Here is an 18,254-nt window from a genome sequence, read left to right as displayed (position 1 = left end):
TAAATAAATGGTAATAGGGGTTATCATTTACTACACCTACGGAAATAGGCGTGCTTTCTATTCATAAAGAAAAGACACCCTAAGGAGCCTTCCTCCGACTTGAATCATCTTAATTTAAATAATATGGGGCCCGCTAACATATTAAAAAGTACACATTTACGAATCATGTCTGGACCAACTCTATCAATTTGCTATACTTATATTTGGAAGTTTTATACATATAGGTGAAGGAAGGAAATTAGTTGAGGCAAGTACGTGTTGATCCAGATAAAATGGAAGAGAATTTTTCACAGACAGAAAATATGAGCCGAATGATTATGTATGGGGAACTGTTTCTACAGTTGTAGGTGGCACTCCTAAAGTTATTGGTCGAGTATTTGGTAAATATGGAGAGTTAGAGCAAAAAGCGAAGGATTTAGTAAAAGTATCAAAGGTAACTGAAGAGATTGGATGGAGTATGCCAAGAGGTGGCGGCGTCATTGATGGACGTAAGTACTCTGAACATGCACTTGAAAGAATGGCACCTGATACAGTTCAAGTTCGAGCGGAGCTTACAAAACGAGCACGTGAGCGAGCTGAAAGAAAAGGGTATACATTCGGATCAGATAAATACATGGAAGAATTAAAAAAAGTTGATCCTCGAGGAATGACTCCAAATGTAGTTGAAGATATTATAAAAACGGGCACTCGCAAACCAGGAGACAATCCTGGTACTTGGAAATACGTTAGAGACGAAGGCTACGTAGTTATAAATGATAAAGGTGACGTTATCACAGTTGTTCCCGCAAAGAAAAAGGAATAGAATGAATAGCATAGTAAGTAATCTATGACAAAAAGGTTGAGGAATATTGGATATTAAACATGATAAGTATGAGTTACTAGAAATTTTCGAAAGCGAACCAGAAGATTACTATATTCCAGGTGCAGGTGCGTATCGATATAGTAAAATTGATAAACTTGGATTTGAACTGGTTATGAATATGTTCTATTATGATGCAACAGTTGAATTAATAATGCTATACGAAGACAAACGTATCATAGAAACCAAGATGGAATCAGTGAAAGAAATATATACTCGTAATGATTCACTATACATTCTAGGTACAGAAGAAAAGAAAAAAATCGAAGTAAAATTCAAGCCACATTTTACAGTTACAATAAATGAGTTTTAAAAACTTGAAATCAATGCTCGTAAATATTCTGAACATTCTTTAGAAAAATGAATCCGGATACAATACAAGTTCGAGCTGAATTAGAGGCACATGCCAAAAGTAGAGGGCTTGTACGTAGTACACAGAAATTTAAAGAATTTGTTAATCCTAGAGGCATCACAACTTCTGTAGTAGATTTTCTGTGCCTTTCCATTGGAAAATCAAGACTGATATAAAAAATGAGTAGAAAAAACAAGGCTCTTACTTCGTGGATACCGCTACAAAGTAAGAGCCTTGTTTCATTATATTTGTTCATACAGTTTTCCTTGTAGTCTTCTGTTTTCATCCTTCAATCGCTTATTCTTTATCAATTTTTCGAACAGGTTGCTCCCAAAAGTTTTTTATACAAAATAACATCAAAAAATACGTCTTGAACAAGTATGAAAAAAGAAAGCTGAAGGGCAAGTAATCCTTTTGGAATCTTTTTAAGAGAAAATGATAAACTGATCGGAGACATTTCATTAACTCACATTGTTAGGGGAGACCTCCAAAGCTGTTATACGGGATTTACTTTAGATAAGGAGCATAATGCTAAGGGCTATACAATAGAGGCTCTTCAACTTGTTGTAGATTTCGCTTTTAGGAAATTAAAGCTACATAGAATGGAATCAGGAGCAATGCTTGATAATATAGCATCTATTCGTGTATTAGAAAAAGTCCTACATAAGGGGACTTTTTCTAATACATATAGATTAAAATAATAATAGAAATTTTTTATTTTTTTCCACAACTATTAATTAAATCATATTGTTTAGAAATCATTTCATTTCGAATTTGATTGAGATGTTTATGTAATGTTTCTTTTATTGCACTACCTGTTTTGCTTTCAAAACTTTTGTTTAATTCAATTCCTTGTTCAGATAAACTTTTGCATACATCATGAAATGCTTCTTTATTTTTTTGAATGGCATGTTTTTGGCTTGCTACTATGCTATTTGTTTTGAATGCTACATCAGTTTTTAAAAGTGATTGTTGCAGTTCTTTTTCTAATTGCTTTTTAACAGCTTGCAACTCATCTATAATAGTTCCAACTGCACCAACTGTAGCTTTCTCTATTTCTTTCTCTATTTTTTGAATTTCCCCTATAAAATCCATCATATTATCTCGCCGCCAGTCCTTCAAAATTTGTTCCTAATTGATTATCTTTATCTCGTAATGAATTAGCTGCATAAGCAATATCATCTCCAAAATGAATCAATTCTTTTTGTTTTTTCCGTAAAAGATGAATTAGTTCTTCTGCTAGTTGTATATCATGAAAATAGTCTTTTCCGTTTTGGGATATTTTCGCAACCTCTCTAATTGCTTCATCTACTTCATGTTCTTCTAACAGATGATATTTTCCTCCAGGGCCTGTCTCATGCTTCAATTGACTCTTTAATTTCGCAACTTCCTCTTCTTCTTGTTGTCGGAATATTTCTATATTTCTAATAATATCAGATAATATATCGCTTATTTTTTGTATCTCTTTTGCATGACGAATGATATCATCTGGTTCTAATTCTAGTCGAACACTACCATTATTGTGGAACATTTCTAGAAATGTTGACATTGGATGTTGTCCCATAAATACAGCCGCGAGAATACTATCTGTTCCATTACTTTTTGTTGTAAATTGTTTACCAATCATAGGTGCTCCAAATTGATTGAAATTTCCTACAGCATCTTCTTTATGAGTATAATCTACTACTTTATTTTCCATTACGCCTTCATCTACTCGTTTTTTTGCTTTATCACTTAGTAATCTATAAATATTTGGTGCAGCATATGTTGTTGCATAACAATTCATTTCTGCTGCTACATATTGGGCTTCTGCAGCACCTTTACTATGTCCGGTAGTGTGAATAGATGTAGGGTTATATTTTTTCTTAATTTTTTCTGCAAATTCTACTGCACTATCAAATGATGTCGGTACCTTTTCACCTGCTACACCAAGGTTCTTTTTCTGTCCAAGTGTAATTTGAACTATATCTGTGGTTTTATCTCCATCGAATCTACCAAATTCAGTACCGCGGTATGCAATGATTACATCGTCATACTGTTTTTTACCAGATTTATACTTATCTGCGGGTACTACAGCGATTGCTTGTAATCCATTTTTCACCTTTGTGTGATCTGCATCGAAGGTGTCTATTACCTTCCATAATTTACCGTCAATTCCTTTTATCTCTTTCCCTTCTTCCAAATAATCTTTTTTATAAACCATACTTGAAAGCTCAAAATAATCTTCATCTGTCGCAATGGTATTCTTTTTCAATTCATTCATCTGCCTCAACTCACTTCGTGGTATATTTTAAATATATTTAATGATAAGGGGAATAGGAATGAAAAAAGCAATAATTATTATAATATCCATAATTTTCATTATAACAGGAGGTTATTTAGGAATGGAATACTTACAAAAAAAAGAACAAGAGGGACTGTTTTGGAAACAACAAGAGACAAGAATTGAGAAATACATTCGTTATAATATTAAAGATGTGCAATCGATTACCTTCACAAAACATGAAGTAAATCCGATGGGAGTTCCTTCTGTGGATGGATATATAAATAATGATAAAGAATTGAATTTCTCAGCTAGTATTAGTACTACGAAGAATTTTGAAGATAAACTTTCACGTTCTGGAAAATTAGGGGAACTTGTAAAAAAACCTGAAAAATCAGTATCTGAAATTGAAAAAGAAGAGAAGGAAAAGAAACAAGAGTAGTCTTTGCACTACTCTTATTTTCTGTATCCCATTTTTAAGAAGAATGCATTGGTAAGTTTTTTATAAGGAGATTTTCAATGAAGAAAGTAATGATTTTGGTTGTATCTGCTGTGGTGCTCATAGCAGGAGGATATTTTACTATGGAATATTTAAAACAAAAAGAAATTGAAGAAAAGTTTTGGAACGAGCAAAAAGAACGAGTAGAAAAGTATATTCACTATAATATTAAAGATGTAAAATCGATTACATTTAGAGAACATAAGGTAAGTCCAATGGGCGTTCCTCATATAAGAGGTTATATAAATGGTGATAAGGGATTATGGTTTGATGCTGGTATAGGTACTACGGAAAATTTTGAAGATGATTTTGGATGTTCTGGGGAATTAGATAAACTTATAAAAAAACCTGATAAGTCGGTATCTGAAATTGAAAAAGAAGAGAAGGAAAAGAAACAAGAGTAGTCTTTGTACTATTCTTGTCTTCTCTATCCCATTTTAAGAAGAATACATTGGTAGGCTTTTTATAAGGAGATTTCTAATGAAGAAAGCAATGATTTTGGTTATATCTGCTGTGATACTCATAGCAGGAGGATATTTTACTATGGAATACTTAAAACAAAAAGAAAAAGAAGAAGAGTTTTGGAAAGTACAAGAGGCACGAGTAGAAAAGTATATTCACTATAATATTAAAGATGTAAAATCGATTACATTTACAGAAAATAAGATAAGTCCAATGGGAGTTCCTCATATAAAAGGTTATATAAATAATAATAAAGAATTAGATTTTATAGCTAGTATAAGTACAACTGAAAACTTTGAAGACAAATTTACGCGTTCTGGAGAATTAGATGAAATGATAAAAAAACCTGCAAAATCTGTATCTGAAATCGAAAAAGAAGAGAAAGAAAAAAAACAAGAGTAGTCTTTGCACTACTCTTATTTTCTGTATCCCATTTTAAGAAGAATACATTGGTAGGCTTTTTATAAGGAGATTTCCAATGAAGAAAGTAATGATTTTGGTTGTATCTGCTGTGGTGATCATAGCAGGAGGATATTTTACTATAGAATACTTAAAACAAAAAGAAAAAGAAGAAAAGTTTTGGAATGAACAAAAAGAACGAGTAGAAAAATATATTCACTATAATATTAAAGATGTAAAATCGATTACATTTACAAAAAATGATGTAAGTCCAATGGGAGTTCCTTCTGTAGAAGGATATATAAATAATGATAAGGAATTATGGTTTGATGCAAGTATAAGTACTACAGATAAATTTGAGGATAAGTTTGGTTGTTCTGGGGAATTAGATAAAATGATTAAAAAACCAGCAAAATCAGTATCTGAAATTGAAAAAGAAGGGAAGGAAAAGAAACAAGAGTAGTCCCTTTAACTACTCTTGTTTCTTTATTCTAGGGGTACCGCCCATCACCGTTAAGCTCACAGAACAGGTTGCTCTTAAAATGAACTTCATTGCTATAAAAGACTCTAATTTTTCGTTTTGGGGCAAATATTATATAAAATAATAGCTATCTCTGAATCACTAGTTTCCAAAAGCCTTCACGCAATGATGATTGCATGAAGGCTTTTGATGTTTGCTTATTTTTTTGTCTCGTTAACCCATGTAATAATGTCCTGGATGACGTATTCGGGAACGTTAGCAGGGATTTCATATTCACTAGGGAGGCTTAATTCCCCGTCACCCTCCGTGAAGAAATGATTCAATTTCGGATATTTTTTGAACTGAACATTCCCGCGGTTTGAAAGTCCTTTCTGCCATTTTGTATATTCATCTTTTACTGTTACTTGATAATCACGTGCTCCTTGCAGAATGAGTAAAGGCTCTTTTCGTGATTTTGCCTCTTCAACTGGACGCCACCTAGAAACATCATACATAAAATGAGGTGACCCAAAATTGTAGCCAGCTGGAGGATGATTGGGATTGAAAGTAGGATCCTGAATAAAAGCGACCTGTCTTTTTAGTTCATCGATTTCTTCCTTTGACGCCCCAAGGTATTGAGAATGATCAATAGCAATGTCAGTCAAAGGGCGTGCAGGTGGTGCGAGTAAGATGCTTCCTCGGACAAGTGTGGAAGGTGCTTTGCTTAGTATACGTGGCATTGTGCCAGCTCCTAGGCTATGTCCAAGAATGAAAATATTATTTGGATCAATGCCTTCCTGCTGCGCTGCTGATTTTGCTGCAAATATAGCATCATCTGTAGTGTCACGGTCTAACGTAACAGGTTCTGTACTCATCTTTAATGCATGTTCTAAGGTGCGTTTTTCATAGCGCAACACTGCAATTCCGTTGGATGAAAGGCCCACCGCAATGTCTCGTAAGATTTTTGTTCCCATATATGTGCTATCGCGATCATGGATGCCAGCACCATGAACAAGAACAACTACGGGCAGTTTTTCACCACGCTTATGTTTCGGAACTGTTAATGTCGCTGGTAACGGATAGGTAGAATTTCCAATGACGATTTCACGTTCTTGATAGGAGTCAGGTTGATCATAGCTAGGATGCGGGATAGTATAAGATTCCTCGGGTGGCCTTTCTCCAATTTCATCTACTTTCCCGCCAGGTGTGAATTTAAGGAGTAGCGGTATGGTAGTTCCTTCGGTATCTGCTGGAATTTCCACCGTCTGATGGACCAAGTTTCGTTCTTTTATCACGGGGGTTCCCATACTTTTTATCCCGCTCCAGCCACTTTGTGTCCACCAGTTTTGTAATGTGGTTGCTGTAAACTTGGATTGAAAAGCAGCAGACGTCAACTGTAGTGCCTCTGCATACTTACCTTTCTGGAGATATTCAAAAAATAATGATGTACGCTCCGTTAAAGAGACTAGTTTCTTTTCAGCAGATTGTTCCTCATGTGTATCTGCGTGAATAGTTGTTGTAAGCGGGAAAGATGAAACGCCTAAAGAAAAGAGTAGGGTAAAGGTAAGGACTGATTTTTGTATTTTCTTTTTTTTATTCATGTTTCAACCTCCAATATGTGATGGTACAAAACAGGTATGGTAATTAGAATTCTGGTGCGAAAACTTCAAAATATTTGCAAGCAATCTCCAAAACTTGGACATACTAATATTATTATTCTAAAAAAATGTAGATTTCTTCTCTTGTTACATGCATATTAATCCCAGAAATAATCTTTCTTCCTTCACTTTATATTTTGATTATACGAAGCAAAGCTCTCGTTTTTCTTACTTGATACTTACAAATTCCTTAAGTAGAGGATATTTAAAAATTTTAGCTGTATGAATATGTAGCGGTACTCCTATGCTAAGAGATAGCTTAAGGACCGAGGATTATATTGTTTTTATAAAGAGTTGATGTTATGTTTGTTTTGTAACATATGGTGTTTTATGCATGTAGGAGGATTTATTGAAGAAATTATTAATATTGTTTTTATTAGCTACATTTTGTCTACAGATTACAGGATGTTCTAATAATATGGGTACACTAAGGGAGAAGTCTAAAACTTTAACAACTGTGAATTCTAAACGCATCAATAAAGGGTGGTACAAACATATGTAATAGTTTGTATCACCCTTTGTTGATGTTAAAAGTTATAAGGAAAAGGTTATAGATATTTTTCATAAAGAAAAGACACCCATATAAGAGTGTCCTTTCTAATAGTTTTTTAGCAGAAGCAACTGCATCCGATAATGATTAATAGTATAAAGAGTACAACAAGCAAAGCAAATCCTCCAGCAAAACCACAGCCTTCTCCTCAACTGCCACCATAGCCCATAATAGTTCTTCCTTTAGGTAAGAGGATTAAAACTAAGGTTCATTCATGTATTTTAACGGGTTCACTTTACTTTATGTTTTTAAGAATGAATGGAGTAGGTCCTTTTGAAAATAAAGAAAAGCCCCCCTAAAGTGCCTTCCTTTGACTTGAACCATCTAATTTTAATAATATATTGGACTCCCATCCGAATACTATTTTACTATGTTAATTTTTTTGTTCATTGAGGGGTACCGCCACATTGCTATCAAGCTAAGGCTAAGAAAGGTCAGTTTCAGAAGGGATTTTTTCTTATTCTAAAAACCAGTGCAAATCATTGGGGATTCTGCATATCAAATAAATCCTAACGGGTTTCATTTTTAAAATTAAGCGGCTTAATTATCAGACATGGTCCAATTGTAAACGACACCTAATATATTAAAGACTGTTTTCTCCCTGTATTGATGGGGATTTTCGTCCGTTTCGCTGTAAGAGTTTCAGCAGGCGAAGAAGAATATTTGAAAATCTAATATTTTTTAGAATCGTAACCTTTATAGGTGGAGTTGTATTAGTAAATTCATGATAGCTATAATAAAAATTTTTAAACAATACCAATTAATTTTGTATTTTAAAATTAATACTTGCAAATCCAATACGACTCGTATACAATCTGTATACTAAATGTATACGAATTGTATACAAAATGTAACGAGAGGTGAAAATGATGGCAGAAACATATCGTAAAGCTAAGGTATTAAAATTTCTAGACAAATTACGTGAAATGAAAGAGATGAATATAAAATATTCACAAATGTATTTGATAAACTTAAAAGAATTAATTCCTCATATGGAGAATGATATGTTTTTTCTGGAAAATGTAGAAGAAATAGAAGATATTTTAGAAAATCTACAGTTTAAGAAAGAGGAAGAAAATATTGTTTTATCAAGAGAGCAACTCATGTTTTTTAAGGAAGCAACTAATGCTATAACAACAATTAAAGATATCAATATTATTTTAGAAGAAGCTGGAGAGTTTTTTGACTTAGATATTCCTGAAAGAAAAGTGAAATCTGGAATGGTAAATTACAAAATTCAATCCATTGATCCAATGGATATGACTGGTATTAAAAAGCAATATTATATTATGTTAGGGGAAATTGGTGTATCATACCCTGATGGAACAGGCGATGAAGAATTTGTAGCGGCTGCAAATAAAGTATTTCTGGAGTATGTTACACATAATGATATTACAAAAGTAGATGATGGTTTTATTGTTTCGCTACCGGTATTTGCTTCTCATCAAGTGATCAAAGATTTAACGAATGCAGATTTAACAGTTCTTGCAATGATTCCTATAAAAGAAAAAGAATAAGAAGTCATAGAAAATAAGTAAATGGCTGAATTGAAAAATCAAGTATTAGAGATTTTAGAGGAAATATGTGAAACCGATATAATAAAAGAAAATCCATAAAAAGCTTTGAATTTCTTGAGCAAATAGTTATAATTCATCAAATACAGAAATAGACATACAAAAATACCATCCTTTCCTATGATTCTACAGAAAGAATAGCGTATTTTTTATTTTATCGAAAGTAAACTTTTAGCCAGCAGTTTATTTTCCTACTATCAATTTTTATACGTATTTGGTGAAAAATCAAGGAGCTGCAAAAAAATACTATACCGAAAGTTCGGTATAGTAACGTGCATATAAAAGATTCCACTTTGGTATATCTCCAAAAGAGTCATAAAAATCTATGTTTTTTTTATTCAGTTGCAAACTACAAAACTTCTTTTTAAAGAAATGTATGTACATACAAATTATATTTTATTCCATAACTCTCTAACTTTTGTTCATGGTAGTCTGATATTGAAAAAATATAATATTTGGTACGACATCGCTTTGTTTTTTTATAAAGTTTTGTAATTAAACTATAATATTGTATTTTTTTTTGGATTATTGAAATTAGTAATAATAAAATGTATTATTGAAAAGCACAATTTATAATTCAAGTAATCAGGACTATGCGCCCGTTATAATTTGAACATTCAGAAATTATAATATTGTCTAAAAATGAGGTGAGATTCATAGAAACAGTACATATTAAATGGTATGGAATGTATAGTATAAATGATTTTTATAATAGGGAAGAAGCTTCTAAGAAGGGGATATTTGCAATCTCTAGAGTATGTGCTAAGAGTGTAACATTGCTATATATAGGACAAACCAAAAGAAGCTTTATACAAAAGATAAGGGAACTTAATAAGGAGTGGCCTTTCGATGAGAGCGAATTAAAGATTACATTAGGAATAATAGAATTCCCTAGTGGTGAAATTTACTCTGAAAAGAAGGTAAAAGAGATAAAATCCCTTTTGATTTTACGACATACCCCATTAGAAAACGAAACATCTTTATTATACTATAGAGGGAAATTTAATTTAAAAATTATAAATAAGGGAAGAAGAGGTTTAATTGTTAAAAAGCTTTCTACAGGAGATCTAATATGGACATAATTGGAATCACCTTTGAATAAAATTGAAGGTTTCTTAAGTGCAGAAGCTTATCAATTTTTAATGTATTAAACTATTTTGAATAACATATGTCAGATACTTGAAAAAACACAAATTTTATTATGATATGAAATCCTGTATGGAAAGTGTAGTTTATTTCTATTGTTTAATAAAAATATTAAGAATTTTAGGGATAATACATAAAGAGTAGAGGAGAAAGTAAACACGGAGGTTTGAAGAATGGGACAAGTAAGCAGATTTCAAGAAAAACAACAGAATCGTCGTCAAAAGGCAATTTTTAATATTGCATTTACTTTGGTATTAGTGACAGTTGGTATAGTGACATACCAATTGTTTACCCCTTCTAATACATCAACGAAAGCAATTGCTCAAGAAAAGAAAGTAACAAAGATAGAAGAGAAGAAAACTGAAGATAAAGAAACAGCAAAGATAGAAGAAAAGAAAACTGAAGATAAAGAAACAGCAAAGATAGAAGAGAAGAAAACTGAAGATAAAGAAACAGCAAAGATAGAAGAGAAGAAAAATGAAGATAAAGAGGCAGCAAAGATAGAAGAAAAGAAAACTGAAGATAAAGAGGCAGCACAGCTAGAAGAGAAATCAAAAACAGAAAAATCGGTAAAAACGAACGGAACTGAAAATAATGAGGAAGAAAAAACGGCATCTCAAGAAAAGGGTTCTCAAACTAATCCTTCTTGGAAGCCAATTGGTACCGAGCAAGGAGCAAAACCTGAAATGAAATTTAAAGAAGGAACAGTAGATTGGAGTGAGATGAAAAAAGCAATTTCTTATGCTGTTGATGTTCCAGAGAGCCAATTGATTTTCGATTTTATTGGGAATAATGGTAATAATAAAGCCTACGGTAATGTACGAGATAAGCAAAATAATAAAAAATATAAGGTTAATATTGATTGGGTAGAAAATCAGGGGTGGAAACCAGTATCTGTACAAGTGGTAAGATAAATAATAGAAATGTAATGATGTAAATCAGCTGTCCATATGGACAGCTGATTATTTTTTTTGCTTAGCGTATTTTTTTGAAAATGCTGGTGGTACCTCGTTGAGAAACAGGAATTAAATCTATATTTTGTTTTATTTACCTCACTACTTTATCCATAACTTCTTTATATTTATAATAGTAATTAGTTTCAAATAAATAGTTGTACGGAAGAAAATGTTCCTTGTAAGTAGTAAGCATCCTTTGCAATTTTAATTTATAATTATTTATAAAAAAGAAAAGACACCCTAAGGTGCCTTCCTTCGACTTGAACCATCTTAATTTTAATAATATATTGGACTCCCATCCAAATATTATTTTACCATGTTAAATTGTTTTATTCATTGAGAAATATAGTTTCATTTTATATTTAAAAGAATTCTATAGGCTAGAACCACCTATTAATTAGGGGGAACTGACATGTTAAGCTAATATTATAGTACTTCTAGAACGGAAATTTTTTTTAATATGTATACGAGTCACATATTAAAAAAAAGACACTCTCAAGAGTGCCTCTCCTTAGCAGCCGAATCCGCCGCCCCAACAGCTAGCGCCAACGATGATTAATAAGATGAAGAGCACAACAAGTAAGGCAAATCCGCCGCCGAAACCACAGCCTCCACCACAACTACCGCCATAGCCCATATTAACTCCTCCTTCCATAAAGACCATTTATTAATGGATTTAATTTACTTTATGTTTTTAAGGATGAATGGAGCAGGTCCTTAAAAAAATAAAAGGATTTTAGAAGTTAAAAAGAGTTGACGACCTTATTTTTGTCACCGGCATTTCGTCTTCTACATATTGTATTTTATTCTGTGTATTGGGGGAAGGAGGATCTTATGGCTAATTCTGAGATGATTTTACGTTTACTTACGGATTTAAAGATTGAACAACAATTGTTGAAAGAACAGTTAGAGAAAATGCAAACAGCTGTGAACATTCTTGAAGAAAAATCAGTGACGCTTAAAGAAAAACCAGCGACGCTTAAAGAAAAAACAATGACTCCTGAAGAAAAACCATCTGTTACAAAGCAAAGAGCTTTTTCTGGACGCCCAACATCTTTTCGTGATTGGAGAGCATCTGCTCAAAAAAATTCATAAAACTATAAAAAAAGAAGACATCAATTAAGCTGTCTTCTTTTCTTATCCAATCCAAATGAGTTAAGAAGGTATATCCATATTGCTTTAAAAATAAGAAGAAAATAACGATTGTCGACTCCTATTTTAGTATAGCGTATAATAATCTATATATTTTAGTTGTCTGTTATTTGTTTTAATTCATTTATTCTTATTATTTTTTAAGAGCCCCAATAATGGGGCCTTTTTATAATTGTGTTAAAGTAGAAACCCCTCAAGCATAAGGAGGGGTTACATAACTAGGAAAATAGTTATTTGTGTTTAATGAGAGGAAGTTCAGGGTATTGTTTCTGAATTTCTTCTAAATGATTTTCGCTTTTGCCTTTTAAAGTTTGATCGAAAAAGTTAGTTACTAGTTTATTAATCAGTTTATAGTTTGTGGCTACATCTTCGCCAGGTTCATTAATAATAGGTGAAAATGCTGCTAAATCTGTAAAACTAGTATGGTTTGTTTTTGGAATTACCACTGTGTACACGCCCGGTTTTTCAATAGTTTTATTTCTTGAATAGACTATTTCCAATAATTCATTTTGGATTCCGGTTGTCTTTGGATTCTCAGCCTCTTTCATAAAACGAATCGTAGCTTCAGCATTCATCAACATGAATGGTTTTTGAGGACCGTCTTTAGGTAGTGGATCGCCATATAATCCGCCATCCATATCAATTGCAGCTTTAATACGCGTATCCTTCACTAACATTTGTGCGGCAGTTGCTCCACCAAAAGAGTGACCGAACATTCCAATTTTGTCATAGTCAATTAAGTCTGCAATAGTTTTAAAACTTTTATCGAAATTGCCTTCTATTACTTCATTTAAAACAAAAGTAGTATCCTGTTCCCATTTTTGAACTATGGTATTTAAGGCGGTAGGTGTATATTCAATTGGTATAGAGTCTACACGGTTTCCATTAGGGAAAATCGTTGTTGCTGCATATCCTGTGAAATTAAGAGCGATTACTACATAGCCTTGACTAGCTAATTCCTCTAACTGGAATGTATTTTGTTGACCATATAATCCCATCCCATGGCCGAATAAAAGGAGGGGGAATTTTTCTTTATCTTGAAGTGGCTTAGCATTCTGATAAGAATGTGTTTTTGTCAGCCCTAAATGTGTCGTTACGATATATGGAGCACCGTTTGTTACTGCCAATTGTTCAGCCAGCTCGTTTATGTTCTCAAAATAGGCAGAAGGCTTCCCTGATCCTTTTGTGGCAGGATAGTATACTTGTATCATTAACTCACGATTTCCCTGACTATTTGGTACAGTTGTTTCTTTTCGATTTGTATCAATTAAATGAAAAGCTTTCGTTCCTACTGTATATTTTCCAGTAGGCTCCGGGAGTGTTATGATCGGAAAAAGTAAAGGTAATGTAAACATTGCGATAGCAGTTACGATAATTCCTAAACCTTTTAAAACTTTCATCACTAACTTTTTAGAAACGGCTGTAGTTTTTGGTTTCAAAAAAACTTGTAATGTTAAAACGAACAATAAGAAATAGGCGGGAATCATACGCCAGTTTGCACCAATTACAATGATGGTGGCAAATAATAATGCATAATTTATTAGTAAAAGGACTCCATTTTTTTTCGTCAAACCCCTTTTGATAAAGATGGGAATGATACTAGATAAAAGTAATACAGCAACAAAAATGATTTCTAACATTTTTAGCTCCTTTCCTAATCAATATAGATATAGATTGATAATTTACAACCTTCCCAATTATATAACTATAATTGATGATTGTATGCATGTAAGTAAGTTTAGAATGTTTTTATATAACATTTAAAAAAGTACTCGTACGAGTACTTTTTCTTAAATGAATTATTATTTATTTTTAAACCGTTCCCCATAAATGATAAACCATACCGATAACAAAAAATGCTAGTCCTACAAACAAAACGATTAAAGCAAGCATCCCGTTTTTATTATGCTCCATAAAGTCAGCTCCTTTTTAAGTTGTATACAAAAAGCCTTTATTCATAATTATGGCTAAAGGCTCCACTTCTCATACTCTTTCGTTTACAAAGAAAAGACACCCATATAAGAGTGTCTTTTCCAATAGTTTGTTAGCAGAAGCAAGAAGCTCCAACGATGATTAATAAAATGAATAACACAACTAATAATGCAAATCCTCCAGCAAAACCGCAGCCTCCGCCGCAACTACCACCGCAACTACCACCAAATCCCATAATAGTTCCTCCTTTAATAAGAGGGGAAAACAAGGGGTCACTCGTGTTTTTTAACGGATTCCATTTACTTTATGTTTGACGCATGAATGTGAGCAGGTCCTTTTGTATTTCATTAATATTCATCAGCATTAAATTCTTTAATGAGTGAAATATCGTTTGTATCAGAGTTAAACTTAAATATTTTAATTTGACCAAAGTCATCTTTATGTGCAAATGTATTTTCACCGATTTGGGTCATATTGCTAATATTTGGGGCAGAACTGCTGCCATGATCATTGATTTCTACCACTCTTTCACGATCCCAAAATGCAATGACAATGATCAAGATAATAAGGCATATACGTATGTTACGTAGTTCTCTTGCTAGAGGATGCTCCATATGATAGTCTCCTTCTTCAGTTAATAGATTTTGTGTATAAAAGAGATATTTTCCATGAGAATATAAATAAAAAAGACACTGTAAAAAGTGTCTTTTTTATCTAATTTATGCGCATTGCTTAATAAGACGTTAGTTCCTCAAGTTAAATATGAGTAACTATGTAGGGTAGTTCTATTATAACATTTTAACCATTAATGGGTCTATATGGAATTTTATCGATATTTATGTTTGATTATTCAGAGTGATACATGTGGTGAAATATGTAAGTTACCTACAGTAATTGTAAAATATAATGATGTATATAACTAGTCTTGTAATGAACTTTTACTATATTTAAGATTGAAATAGGAATGAAAAAAGCACAAAGAAGGAGCTGTAGCATATGGGCGCTTGGGGAACTGGATTATTTGATGATGATACGACTTGTGATGTGAAAGAGCAGTTTATTGAATATATAGAAGAAGGTAATAATGTAGAAGAAGCAACTAAGCTCATTTTAGAAGAGTATGTAGATGAGTTTGATATAGAGGAAGATTTAGAAGTAATGTCTTTAGTATACATTGGTCTTGCGGCAATACAATTGGAGAAAGGTTGTCTTCAAGAAGAAGTTCGCAACAATGCGATTGCATTAATTGAGCGAGGGGCTGACCTTGAGCTTTGGGAAGAAGCTGATGCGGAAGATTATGAAGAGAGAAAGAAAGTTTTAGATAAATTCAAGCAACAGCTGATTAACGGTTAGTATTTTTCAACATGAAAAGGAGACATCTTAATGGATGTCTTCTTTTTTCATTGTGAATAAAGTCCGGAGCTATATTTCCCTTTACACGAACATAAAGGTATAATATAGTTTAGTTAAGTTAACTAAACTAAACTATATAAAAGCGTGACTGGAGGAAGAACGCTATGATGAGATCATATAAAGAAGTAATTAATGAAATGAATCGAGCCTACACGGAACTCTACATTTTACTATTTCAAGATTTAAAGGATGAGTTTGGTCTTACTGGACAGCAAGAGAGCATGCTATTTCATATTCATTTAAATGAAAACACGACAGCAAATAACATTGCGAATACGTTTAATATAACGAAAAGTGCGGTGAGCCAAGTTTTATCGAAATTGGAAAAGCAACAGATGATTTCAAAACAAGTGAATCCGAATAATAAAAGGGAGTATTTCCTTACACTTGGTCCAAACGGTAGTAAGTATATGGAGCAATTGTCGAAGTTAGATGATGTATTAATTGAGAAGTATTTCTCGAAAATTGATATTGAAGCGTTGCAGCAAATGACAGAGACGTTAACGAAAATAAATAAAGTGATATTGGAAGAAAAGCAGAAGGATCTTGATTGTAATGAGTAAGAACTTAGATGAAGCAATTAGTAGAAAGGAGGAGAAGCATGTGATGAGTTACATACCAAATATGATTACGATAGCAAATTTTGTGTGTGGGCTTTTGGCTATTCATGCTGTTTTCGTTGACGATATGTACGGTGCAGTTATGTTCATTATTACAGGTATGGTCCTTGATTTGTTTGATGGCATGATCGCTCGGAAACTTGATTCTGTTTCAGAAATTGGTGGAGAGCTGGACTCATTTGCGGATTTAGTTACTTTTGGTGTGGCACCATCTATTCTTGCATATAATGCTTCGTTAAAAGATTTGCAGTCTATCGGGATGATATGCGCGCTCGCTTATAGTATTTGCGGAATGCTTCGGCTTGCGAGATTTAACACACAGCAAAGCAAACTCCCAACATTCATCGGAATGCCCATTCCATTCGCGGCGATGTGTCTCCTCATTTTATGTCACCTAAATAATCCAGTTTCCGTGGCATTTGGTACAAGCGTACTCGCGTATTTAATGGTGAGCAAAATCAAATTTCCTCATTTTAAAAAAGATATAGCTGAAAGCTTGGATTCTGAAAGATTGGATTGATAATACGGAATTACAATGAGAAAGATAAAGGAGAATAACATGATTCGTATGGCATTAAGATCATTCAACATACAAATGTATTGTTTGCTAGGCGTAATGTTATTGGGATGGCTCGTGACACCTTTTTCAGCCCAGTTTGTCGGGATAAGCATTGGCCTTTTGGTGAGTATGTACTGCGCCTGGATTTTAGGAAGGCGTATTGAAAAGTTCGGAGATAGCATTGTAAAAAAAGAAAAAGCACCGATGCTCGGAATGATAAATCGGTTCGCAGCCGCAATACTCGGCGCGATTATTATGTATGAAATTGAACATCATGAATTCATGTGGACATTTGCAGCTGGAATTATGGGTGGGTATTTCTTGATTATTATTAATTTGGGGTATTACAGTATGAGGGATGAGAAGGGATAGATGGGTAAACTCTCAAGTATAGAATGATATACTTAAGAGTTTACTCATTTTAAATTTATCTATTACTTGTTGTAACATATCCATTAGAAAAATCCCCATTGCTGTACTGTTTAGCTTTTTCAGTACGTCTAACAATATAACATATATATTCATTATTTTTGGAAATCTTAATCTATTAAATGTCCCTTTTTCGGAGGTCACTTCATTTCGCTAGAAGGCTTTTTTATTTTTCCCGAGAATGAACAGTAATATATAATCTAATTTTCGTGAATGTAATGGGGAGGCAGTAAAATTTGAACAGAAAAATTTGGTTTGTATTCACTTTTTTTGCTCTTTTAGTATCTGGTTATATTGTTGTCCAATATTCTATTATGGATGGATTTCAAACAGGGCTTGTAAAAGCGAAGCTTATGTTTGGATCTAAATTAAGTGCGTTCTGGTATATGATGCTATTTATACATATTACAACTAGTATAGTAGCATTAGTAATTGGTCCTTTCACATTATCCACTAAATTTAGAGAGAGGAATATCAACCGTCATCGAATAGTTGGGAGAATCTACATGGTTGGTATATTATTAGGAGGCGTTTCTGGACTATACCTATCCTTTTATGCTACGGGAGGATTGGTAGCGAAGCTAGGCTTTGGTTTGTTATCTGTATTTTGGCTAACATCAGCATATCAAGCGTTACATAGAGTTAAGAATAAAAAAATTAAAGAGCATCGGAACTGGATGATTAGAAATTATTCTTTAACCTTTGGAGCAGTTACATTAAGAATTTGGCTACCCTTGTTTATCGTTCTATTTGGAATAGAGCGGTTTGAACTTAGTTACGCTATTATTGCTTGGTTAGCATGGGTACCTAATTTAATTGTGGCAGAATTATTTATAAGAAAAAGACTTAATAAAGGAAAATACGAAGGAAATGAGGATTTACATTTTTGATGTGAATCTGCTGTTATATTGAGGACAGAATTCTTCAGTAATTCAATACTTTTATAGGTGTAAGCATGGCGTTACCTAACA

General features: G+C 33.0%; 21 protein-coding genes and 3 pseudogenes. 16 read left to right on the top strand and 8 right to left on the bottom strand.

The window, feature by feature from the left end; translation table 11 throughout:
* Positions 1-271: 271 nt before the first annotated feature.
* From ACTFR8_RS18520 to ACTFR8_RS18510, 3 genes and pseudogenes are all read left to right on the top strand, one after another.
* Positions 272-802: pseudogene (locus ACTFR8_RS18520) on the top strand (hypothetical protein); the annotation flags it as partial.
* A 46-nt stretch (positions 803-848) separates the two neighbouring features.
* The gene (locus tag ACTFR8_RS18515; RefSeq protein ID WP_000351757.1) at positions 849-1,172 is read left to right on the top strand and encodes a hypothetical protein; all 324 of its coding nucleotides are present in this window, start codon (positions 849-851) and stop codon (positions 1,170-1,172) included.
* Positions 1,173-1,532: 360 nt separating this feature from the next.
* Positions 1,533-1,912, top strand: a pseudogene (locus tag ACTFR8_RS18510) (GNAT family N-acetyltransferase); the annotation flags it as partial.
* A gap of 13 nt (positions 1,913-1,925) precedes the next feature.
* On the opposite strand, the gene ACTFR8_RS18505 reads toward ACTFR8_RS18510, so the two are convergent.
* Both ACTFR8_RS18505 and ACTFR8_RS18500 read right to left on the bottom strand, forming a co-directional pair.
* Positions 1,926-2,309: a hypothetical protein gene (locus ACTFR8_RS18505; RefSeq protein ID WP_044796009.1), complete on the bottom strand. Its 384-nt coding sequence runs from the start codon at positions 2,307-2,309 to the stop codon at positions 1,926-1,928.
* A gap of 1 nt (position 2,310) precedes the next feature.
* Entirely contained in the window at positions 2,311-3,474 is a 1,164-nt protein-coding gene (locus tag ACTFR8_RS18500) for a hypothetical protein (protein ID WP_252209847.1), read from the bottom strand.
* Between the two features lie 58 nt (positions 3,475-3,532).
* On the opposite strand from ACTFR8_RS18500, the gene ACTFR8_RS18495 reads away from it, so the two are divergent.
* From ACTFR8_RS18495 to ACTFR8_RS18480, 4 genes are all read left to right on the top strand, one after another.
* Positions 3,533-3,916: a DUF1433 domain-containing protein gene (locus tag ACTFR8_RS18495; protein WP_000709122.1), complete on the top strand. Its 384-nt coding sequence runs from the start codon at positions 3,533-3,535 to the stop codon at positions 3,914-3,916.
* Positions 3,917-3,993: 77 nt separating this feature from the next.
* On the top strand, positions 3,994-4,377 hold the full coding sequence (locus ACTFR8_RS18490) for a DUF1433 domain-containing protein (RefSeq protein WP_100619891.1): 384 nt from the start codon (positions 3,994-3,996) through the stop codon (positions 4,375-4,377).
* Positions 4,378-4,453: 76 nt separating this feature from the next.
* Positions 4,454-4,837, top strand: coding sequence for a DUF1433 domain-containing protein (locus ACTFR8_RS18485; RefSeq protein WP_100619890.1), 384 nt, complete (start codon positions 4,454-4,456; stop codon positions 4,835-4,837).
* Positions 4,838-4,913: 76 nt separating this feature from the next.
* A complete protein-coding gene (locus tag ACTFR8_RS18480) occupies positions 4,914-5,297 on the top strand; it encodes a DUF1433 domain-containing protein (protein WP_100619889.1) in 384 nt (127 codons plus the stop codon).
* A gap of 215 nt (positions 5,298-5,512) precedes the next feature.
* On the opposite strand, the gene ACTFR8_RS18475 is transcribed toward ACTFR8_RS18480, so the two are convergent.
* Both ACTFR8_RS18475 and ACTFR8_RS18470 read right to left on the bottom strand, forming a co-directional pair.
* Positions 5,513-6,895, bottom strand: a complete 1,383-nt coding sequence (locus ACTFR8_RS18475) for an alpha/beta hydrolase (RefSeq protein WP_001035259.1) — start codon at positions 6,893-6,895, stop codon at positions 5,513-5,515.
* Between the two features lie 665 nt (positions 6,896-7,560).
* A pseudogene (locus ACTFR8_RS18470) lies at positions 7,561-7,671 on the bottom strand (YjcZ family sporulation protein).
* Positions 7,672-8,368: 697 nt separating this feature from the next.
* Here ACTFR8_RS18470 and ACTFR8_RS18465 point away from each other — a divergent pair.
* The 3 genes from ACTFR8_RS18465 (at position 8,369) to ACTFR8_RS18455 (ending at position 11,136) form a co-directional block, all read left to right on the top strand.
* Positions 8,369-9,019, top strand: a complete 651-nt coding sequence (locus ACTFR8_RS18465) for a hypothetical protein (RefSeq protein ID WP_030023572.1) — start codon at positions 8,369-8,371, stop codon at positions 9,017-9,019.
* 704 nt (positions 9,020-9,723) lie between these two features.
* Positions 9,724-10,158: a hypothetical protein gene (locus ACTFR8_RS18460; protein ID WP_002100802.1), complete on the top strand. Its 435-nt coding sequence runs from the start codon at positions 9,724-9,726 to the stop codon at positions 10,156-10,158.
* Between the two features lie 237 nt (positions 10,159-10,395).
* Positions 10,396-11,136 carry a YrrS family protein gene (locus tag ACTFR8_RS18455; protein WP_144608350.1) on the top strand — a complete coding sequence of 247 codons (741 nt, stop codon included), beginning with the start codon at positions 10,396-10,398 and terminating at the stop codon, positions 11,134-11,136.
* Positions 11,137-11,689: 553 nt separating this feature from the next.
* Here ACTFR8_RS18455 and ACTFR8_RS18450 read toward each other — a convergent pair.
* On the bottom strand, positions 11,690-11,815 hold the full coding sequence (locus ACTFR8_RS18450) for a YjcZ family sporulation protein (protein ID WP_000540377.1): 126 nt from the start codon (positions 11,813-11,815) through the stop codon (positions 11,690-11,692).
* A 197-nt stretch (positions 11,816-12,012) separates the two neighbouring features.
* On the opposite strand from ACTFR8_RS18450, the gene ACTFR8_RS18445 reads away from it, so the two are divergent.
* Positions 12,013-12,273: a hypothetical protein gene (locus tag ACTFR8_RS18445; protein WP_144608349.1), complete on the top strand. Its 261-nt coding sequence runs from the start codon at positions 12,013-12,015 to the stop codon at positions 12,271-12,273.
* Positions 12,274-12,560: 287 nt separating this feature from the next.
* Here the strand turns inward: ACTFR8_RS18445 and ACTFR8_RS18440 are convergent, their stop codons facing one another.
* The 3 genes from ACTFR8_RS18440 to ACTFR8_RS18430 all read right to left on the bottom strand — a co-directional run bounded on the left by ACTFR8_RS18440 (position 12,561) and on the right by ACTFR8_RS18430 (position 14,876).
* Positions 12,561-13,970 carry an alpha/beta hydrolase family protein gene (locus ACTFR8_RS18440; protein WP_000889700.1) on the bottom strand — a complete coding sequence of 470 codons (1,410 nt, stop codon included), beginning with the start codon at positions 13,968-13,970 and terminating at the stop codon, positions 12,561-12,563.
* A 404-nt stretch (positions 13,971-14,374) separates the two neighbouring features.
* Positions 14,375-14,497 (bottom strand): YjcZ family sporulation protein, encoded by a 123-nt coding sequence (locus tag ACTFR8_RS18435; RefSeq protein WP_252209848.1) that lies wholly within the window; start codon positions 14,495-14,497, stop codon positions 14,375-14,377.
* Between the two features lie 112 nt (positions 14,498-14,609).
* Positions 14,610-14,876: a YmzC family protein gene (locus ACTFR8_RS18430; protein WP_000400950.1), complete on the bottom strand. Its 267-nt coding sequence runs from the start codon at positions 14,874-14,876 to the stop codon at positions 14,610-14,612.
* A 382-nt stretch (positions 14,877-15,258) separates the two neighbouring features.
* Between ACTFR8_RS18430 and ACTFR8_RS18425 the strand changes: the two genes are divergently transcribed.
* From ACTFR8_RS18425 to ACTFR8_RS18405, 5 genes are all read left to right on the top strand, one after another.
* The gene (locus ACTFR8_RS18425) at positions 15,259-15,615 is read left to right on the top strand and encodes a DUF4259 domain-containing protein (protein ID WP_000501494.1); all 357 of its coding nucleotides are present in this window, start codon (positions 15,259-15,261) and stop codon (positions 15,613-15,615) included.
* 164 nt (positions 15,616-15,779) lie between these two features.
* The gene (locus ACTFR8_RS18420; protein WP_000986417.1) at positions 15,780-16,238 is read left to right on the top strand and encodes a MarR family winged helix-turn-helix transcriptional regulator; all 459 of its coding nucleotides are present in this window, start codon (positions 15,780-15,782) and stop codon (positions 16,236-16,238) included.
* Positions 16,231-16,815, top strand: a complete 585-nt coding sequence (gene pssA, locus ACTFR8_RS18415; protein ID WP_000042018.1) for a CDP-diacylglycerol--serine O-phosphatidyltransferase — start codon at positions 16,231-16,233, stop codon at positions 16,813-16,815. The genes ACTFR8_RS18420 and pssA overlap by 8 nt, the downstream gene beginning before the upstream one ends.
* A gap of 39 nt (positions 16,816-16,854) precedes the next feature.
* Positions 16,855-17,226: an ATP synthase subunit I gene (locus ACTFR8_RS18410; RefSeq protein WP_000620606.1), complete on the top strand. Its 372-nt coding sequence runs from the start codon at positions 16,855-16,857 to the stop codon at positions 17,224-17,226.
* Between the two features lie 293 nt (positions 17,227-17,519).
* A complete protein-coding gene (locus ACTFR8_RS18405) occupies positions 17,520-18,173 on the top strand; it encodes a DUF2306 domain-containing protein (protein ID WP_001080295.1) in 654 nt (217 codons plus the stop codon).
* Positions 18,174-18,254: the final 81 nt, after the last annotated feature.

This window comes from Bacillus cereus group sp. MYBK15-3, from assembly GCF_051916765.1.
Lineage (GTDB): Bacteria > Bacillota > Bacilli > Bacillales > Bacillaceae_G > Bacillus_A > Bacillus_A cereus.
Note: the sequence above shows the minus strand (reverse complement) of the source record. Positions and strands in the feature narration are given on the sequence as shown.

What these genes read in the sequence shown, in the direction of transcription:
- ACTFR8_RS18505 (WP_044796009.1), bottom strand. Translation starts at nt 2,309, where the DNA reads ATGATGGATTTTATAGGGGAAATTCAAAAAATAGAGAAAGAAATAGAG.
- ACTFR8_RS18500 (WP_252209847.1), bottom strand. Translation starts at nt 3,474, where the DNA reads ATGAATGAATTGAAAAAGAATACCATTGCGACAGATGAAGATTATTTT.
- ACTFR8_RS18495 (WP_000709122.1), top strand. Translation starts at nt 3,533, where the DNA reads ATGAAAAAAGCAATAATTATTATAATATCCATAATTTTCATTATAACA.
- ACTFR8_RS18490 (WP_100619891.1), top strand. Translation starts at nt 3,994, where the DNA reads ATGAAGAAAGTAATGATTTTGGTTGTATCTGCTGTGGTGCTCATAGCA.
- ACTFR8_RS18485 (WP_100619890.1), top strand. Translation starts at nt 4,454, where the DNA reads ATGAAGAAAGCAATGATTTTGGTTATATCTGCTGTGATACTCATAGCA.
- ACTFR8_RS18480 (WP_100619889.1), top strand. Translation starts at nt 4,914, where the DNA reads ATGAAGAAAGTAATGATTTTGGTTGTATCTGCTGTGGTGATCATAGCA.
- ACTFR8_RS18475 (WP_001035259.1), bottom strand. Translation starts at nt 6,895, where the DNA reads ATGAATAAAAAAAAGAAAATACAAAAATCAGTCCTTACCTTTACCCTA.
- ACTFR8_RS18465 (WP_030023572.1), top strand. Translation starts at nt 8,369, where the DNA reads ATGATGGCAGAAACATATCGTAAAGCTAAGGTATTAAAATTTCTAGAC.
- ACTFR8_RS18455 (WP_144608350.1), top strand. Translation starts at nt 10,396, where the DNA reads ATGGGACAAGTAAGCAGATTTCAAGAAAAACAACAGAATCGTCGTCAA.
- ACTFR8_RS18450 (WP_000540377.1), bottom strand. Translation starts at nt 11,815, where the DNA reads ATGGGCTATGGCGGTAGTTGTGGTGGAGGCTGTGGTTTCGGCGGCGGA.
- ACTFR8_RS18445 (WP_144608349.1), top strand. Translation starts at nt 12,013, where the DNA reads ATGGCTAATTCTGAGATGATTTTACGTTTACTTACGGATTTAAAGATT.
- ACTFR8_RS18440 (WP_000889700.1), bottom strand. Translation starts at nt 13,970, where the DNA reads ATGTTAGAAATCATTTTTGTTGCTGTATTACTTTTATCTAGTATCATT.
- ACTFR8_RS18435 (WP_252209848.1), bottom strand. Translation starts at nt 14,497, where the DNA reads ATGGGATTTGGTGGTAGTTGCGGTGGTAGTTGCGGCGGAGGCTGCGGT.
- ACTFR8_RS18430 (WP_000400950.1), bottom strand. Translation starts at nt 14,876, where the DNA reads ATGGAGCATCCTCTAGCAAGAGAACTACGTAACATACGTATATGCCTT.
- ACTFR8_RS18425 (WP_000501494.1), top strand. Translation starts at nt 15,259, where the DNA reads ATGGGCGCTTGGGGAACTGGATTATTTGATGATGATACGACTTGTGAT.
- ACTFR8_RS18420 (WP_000986417.1), top strand. Translation starts at nt 15,780, where the DNA reads ATGATGAGATCATATAAAGAAGTAATTAATGAAATGAATCGAGCCTAC.
- pssA (WP_000042018.1), top strand. Translation starts at nt 16,231, where the DNA reads ATGAGTAAGAACTTAGATGAAGCAATTAGTAGAAAGGAGGAGAAGCAT.
- ACTFR8_RS18410 (WP_000620606.1), top strand. Translation starts at nt 16,855, where the DNA reads ATGATTCGTATGGCATTAAGATCATTCAACATACAAATGTATTGTTTG.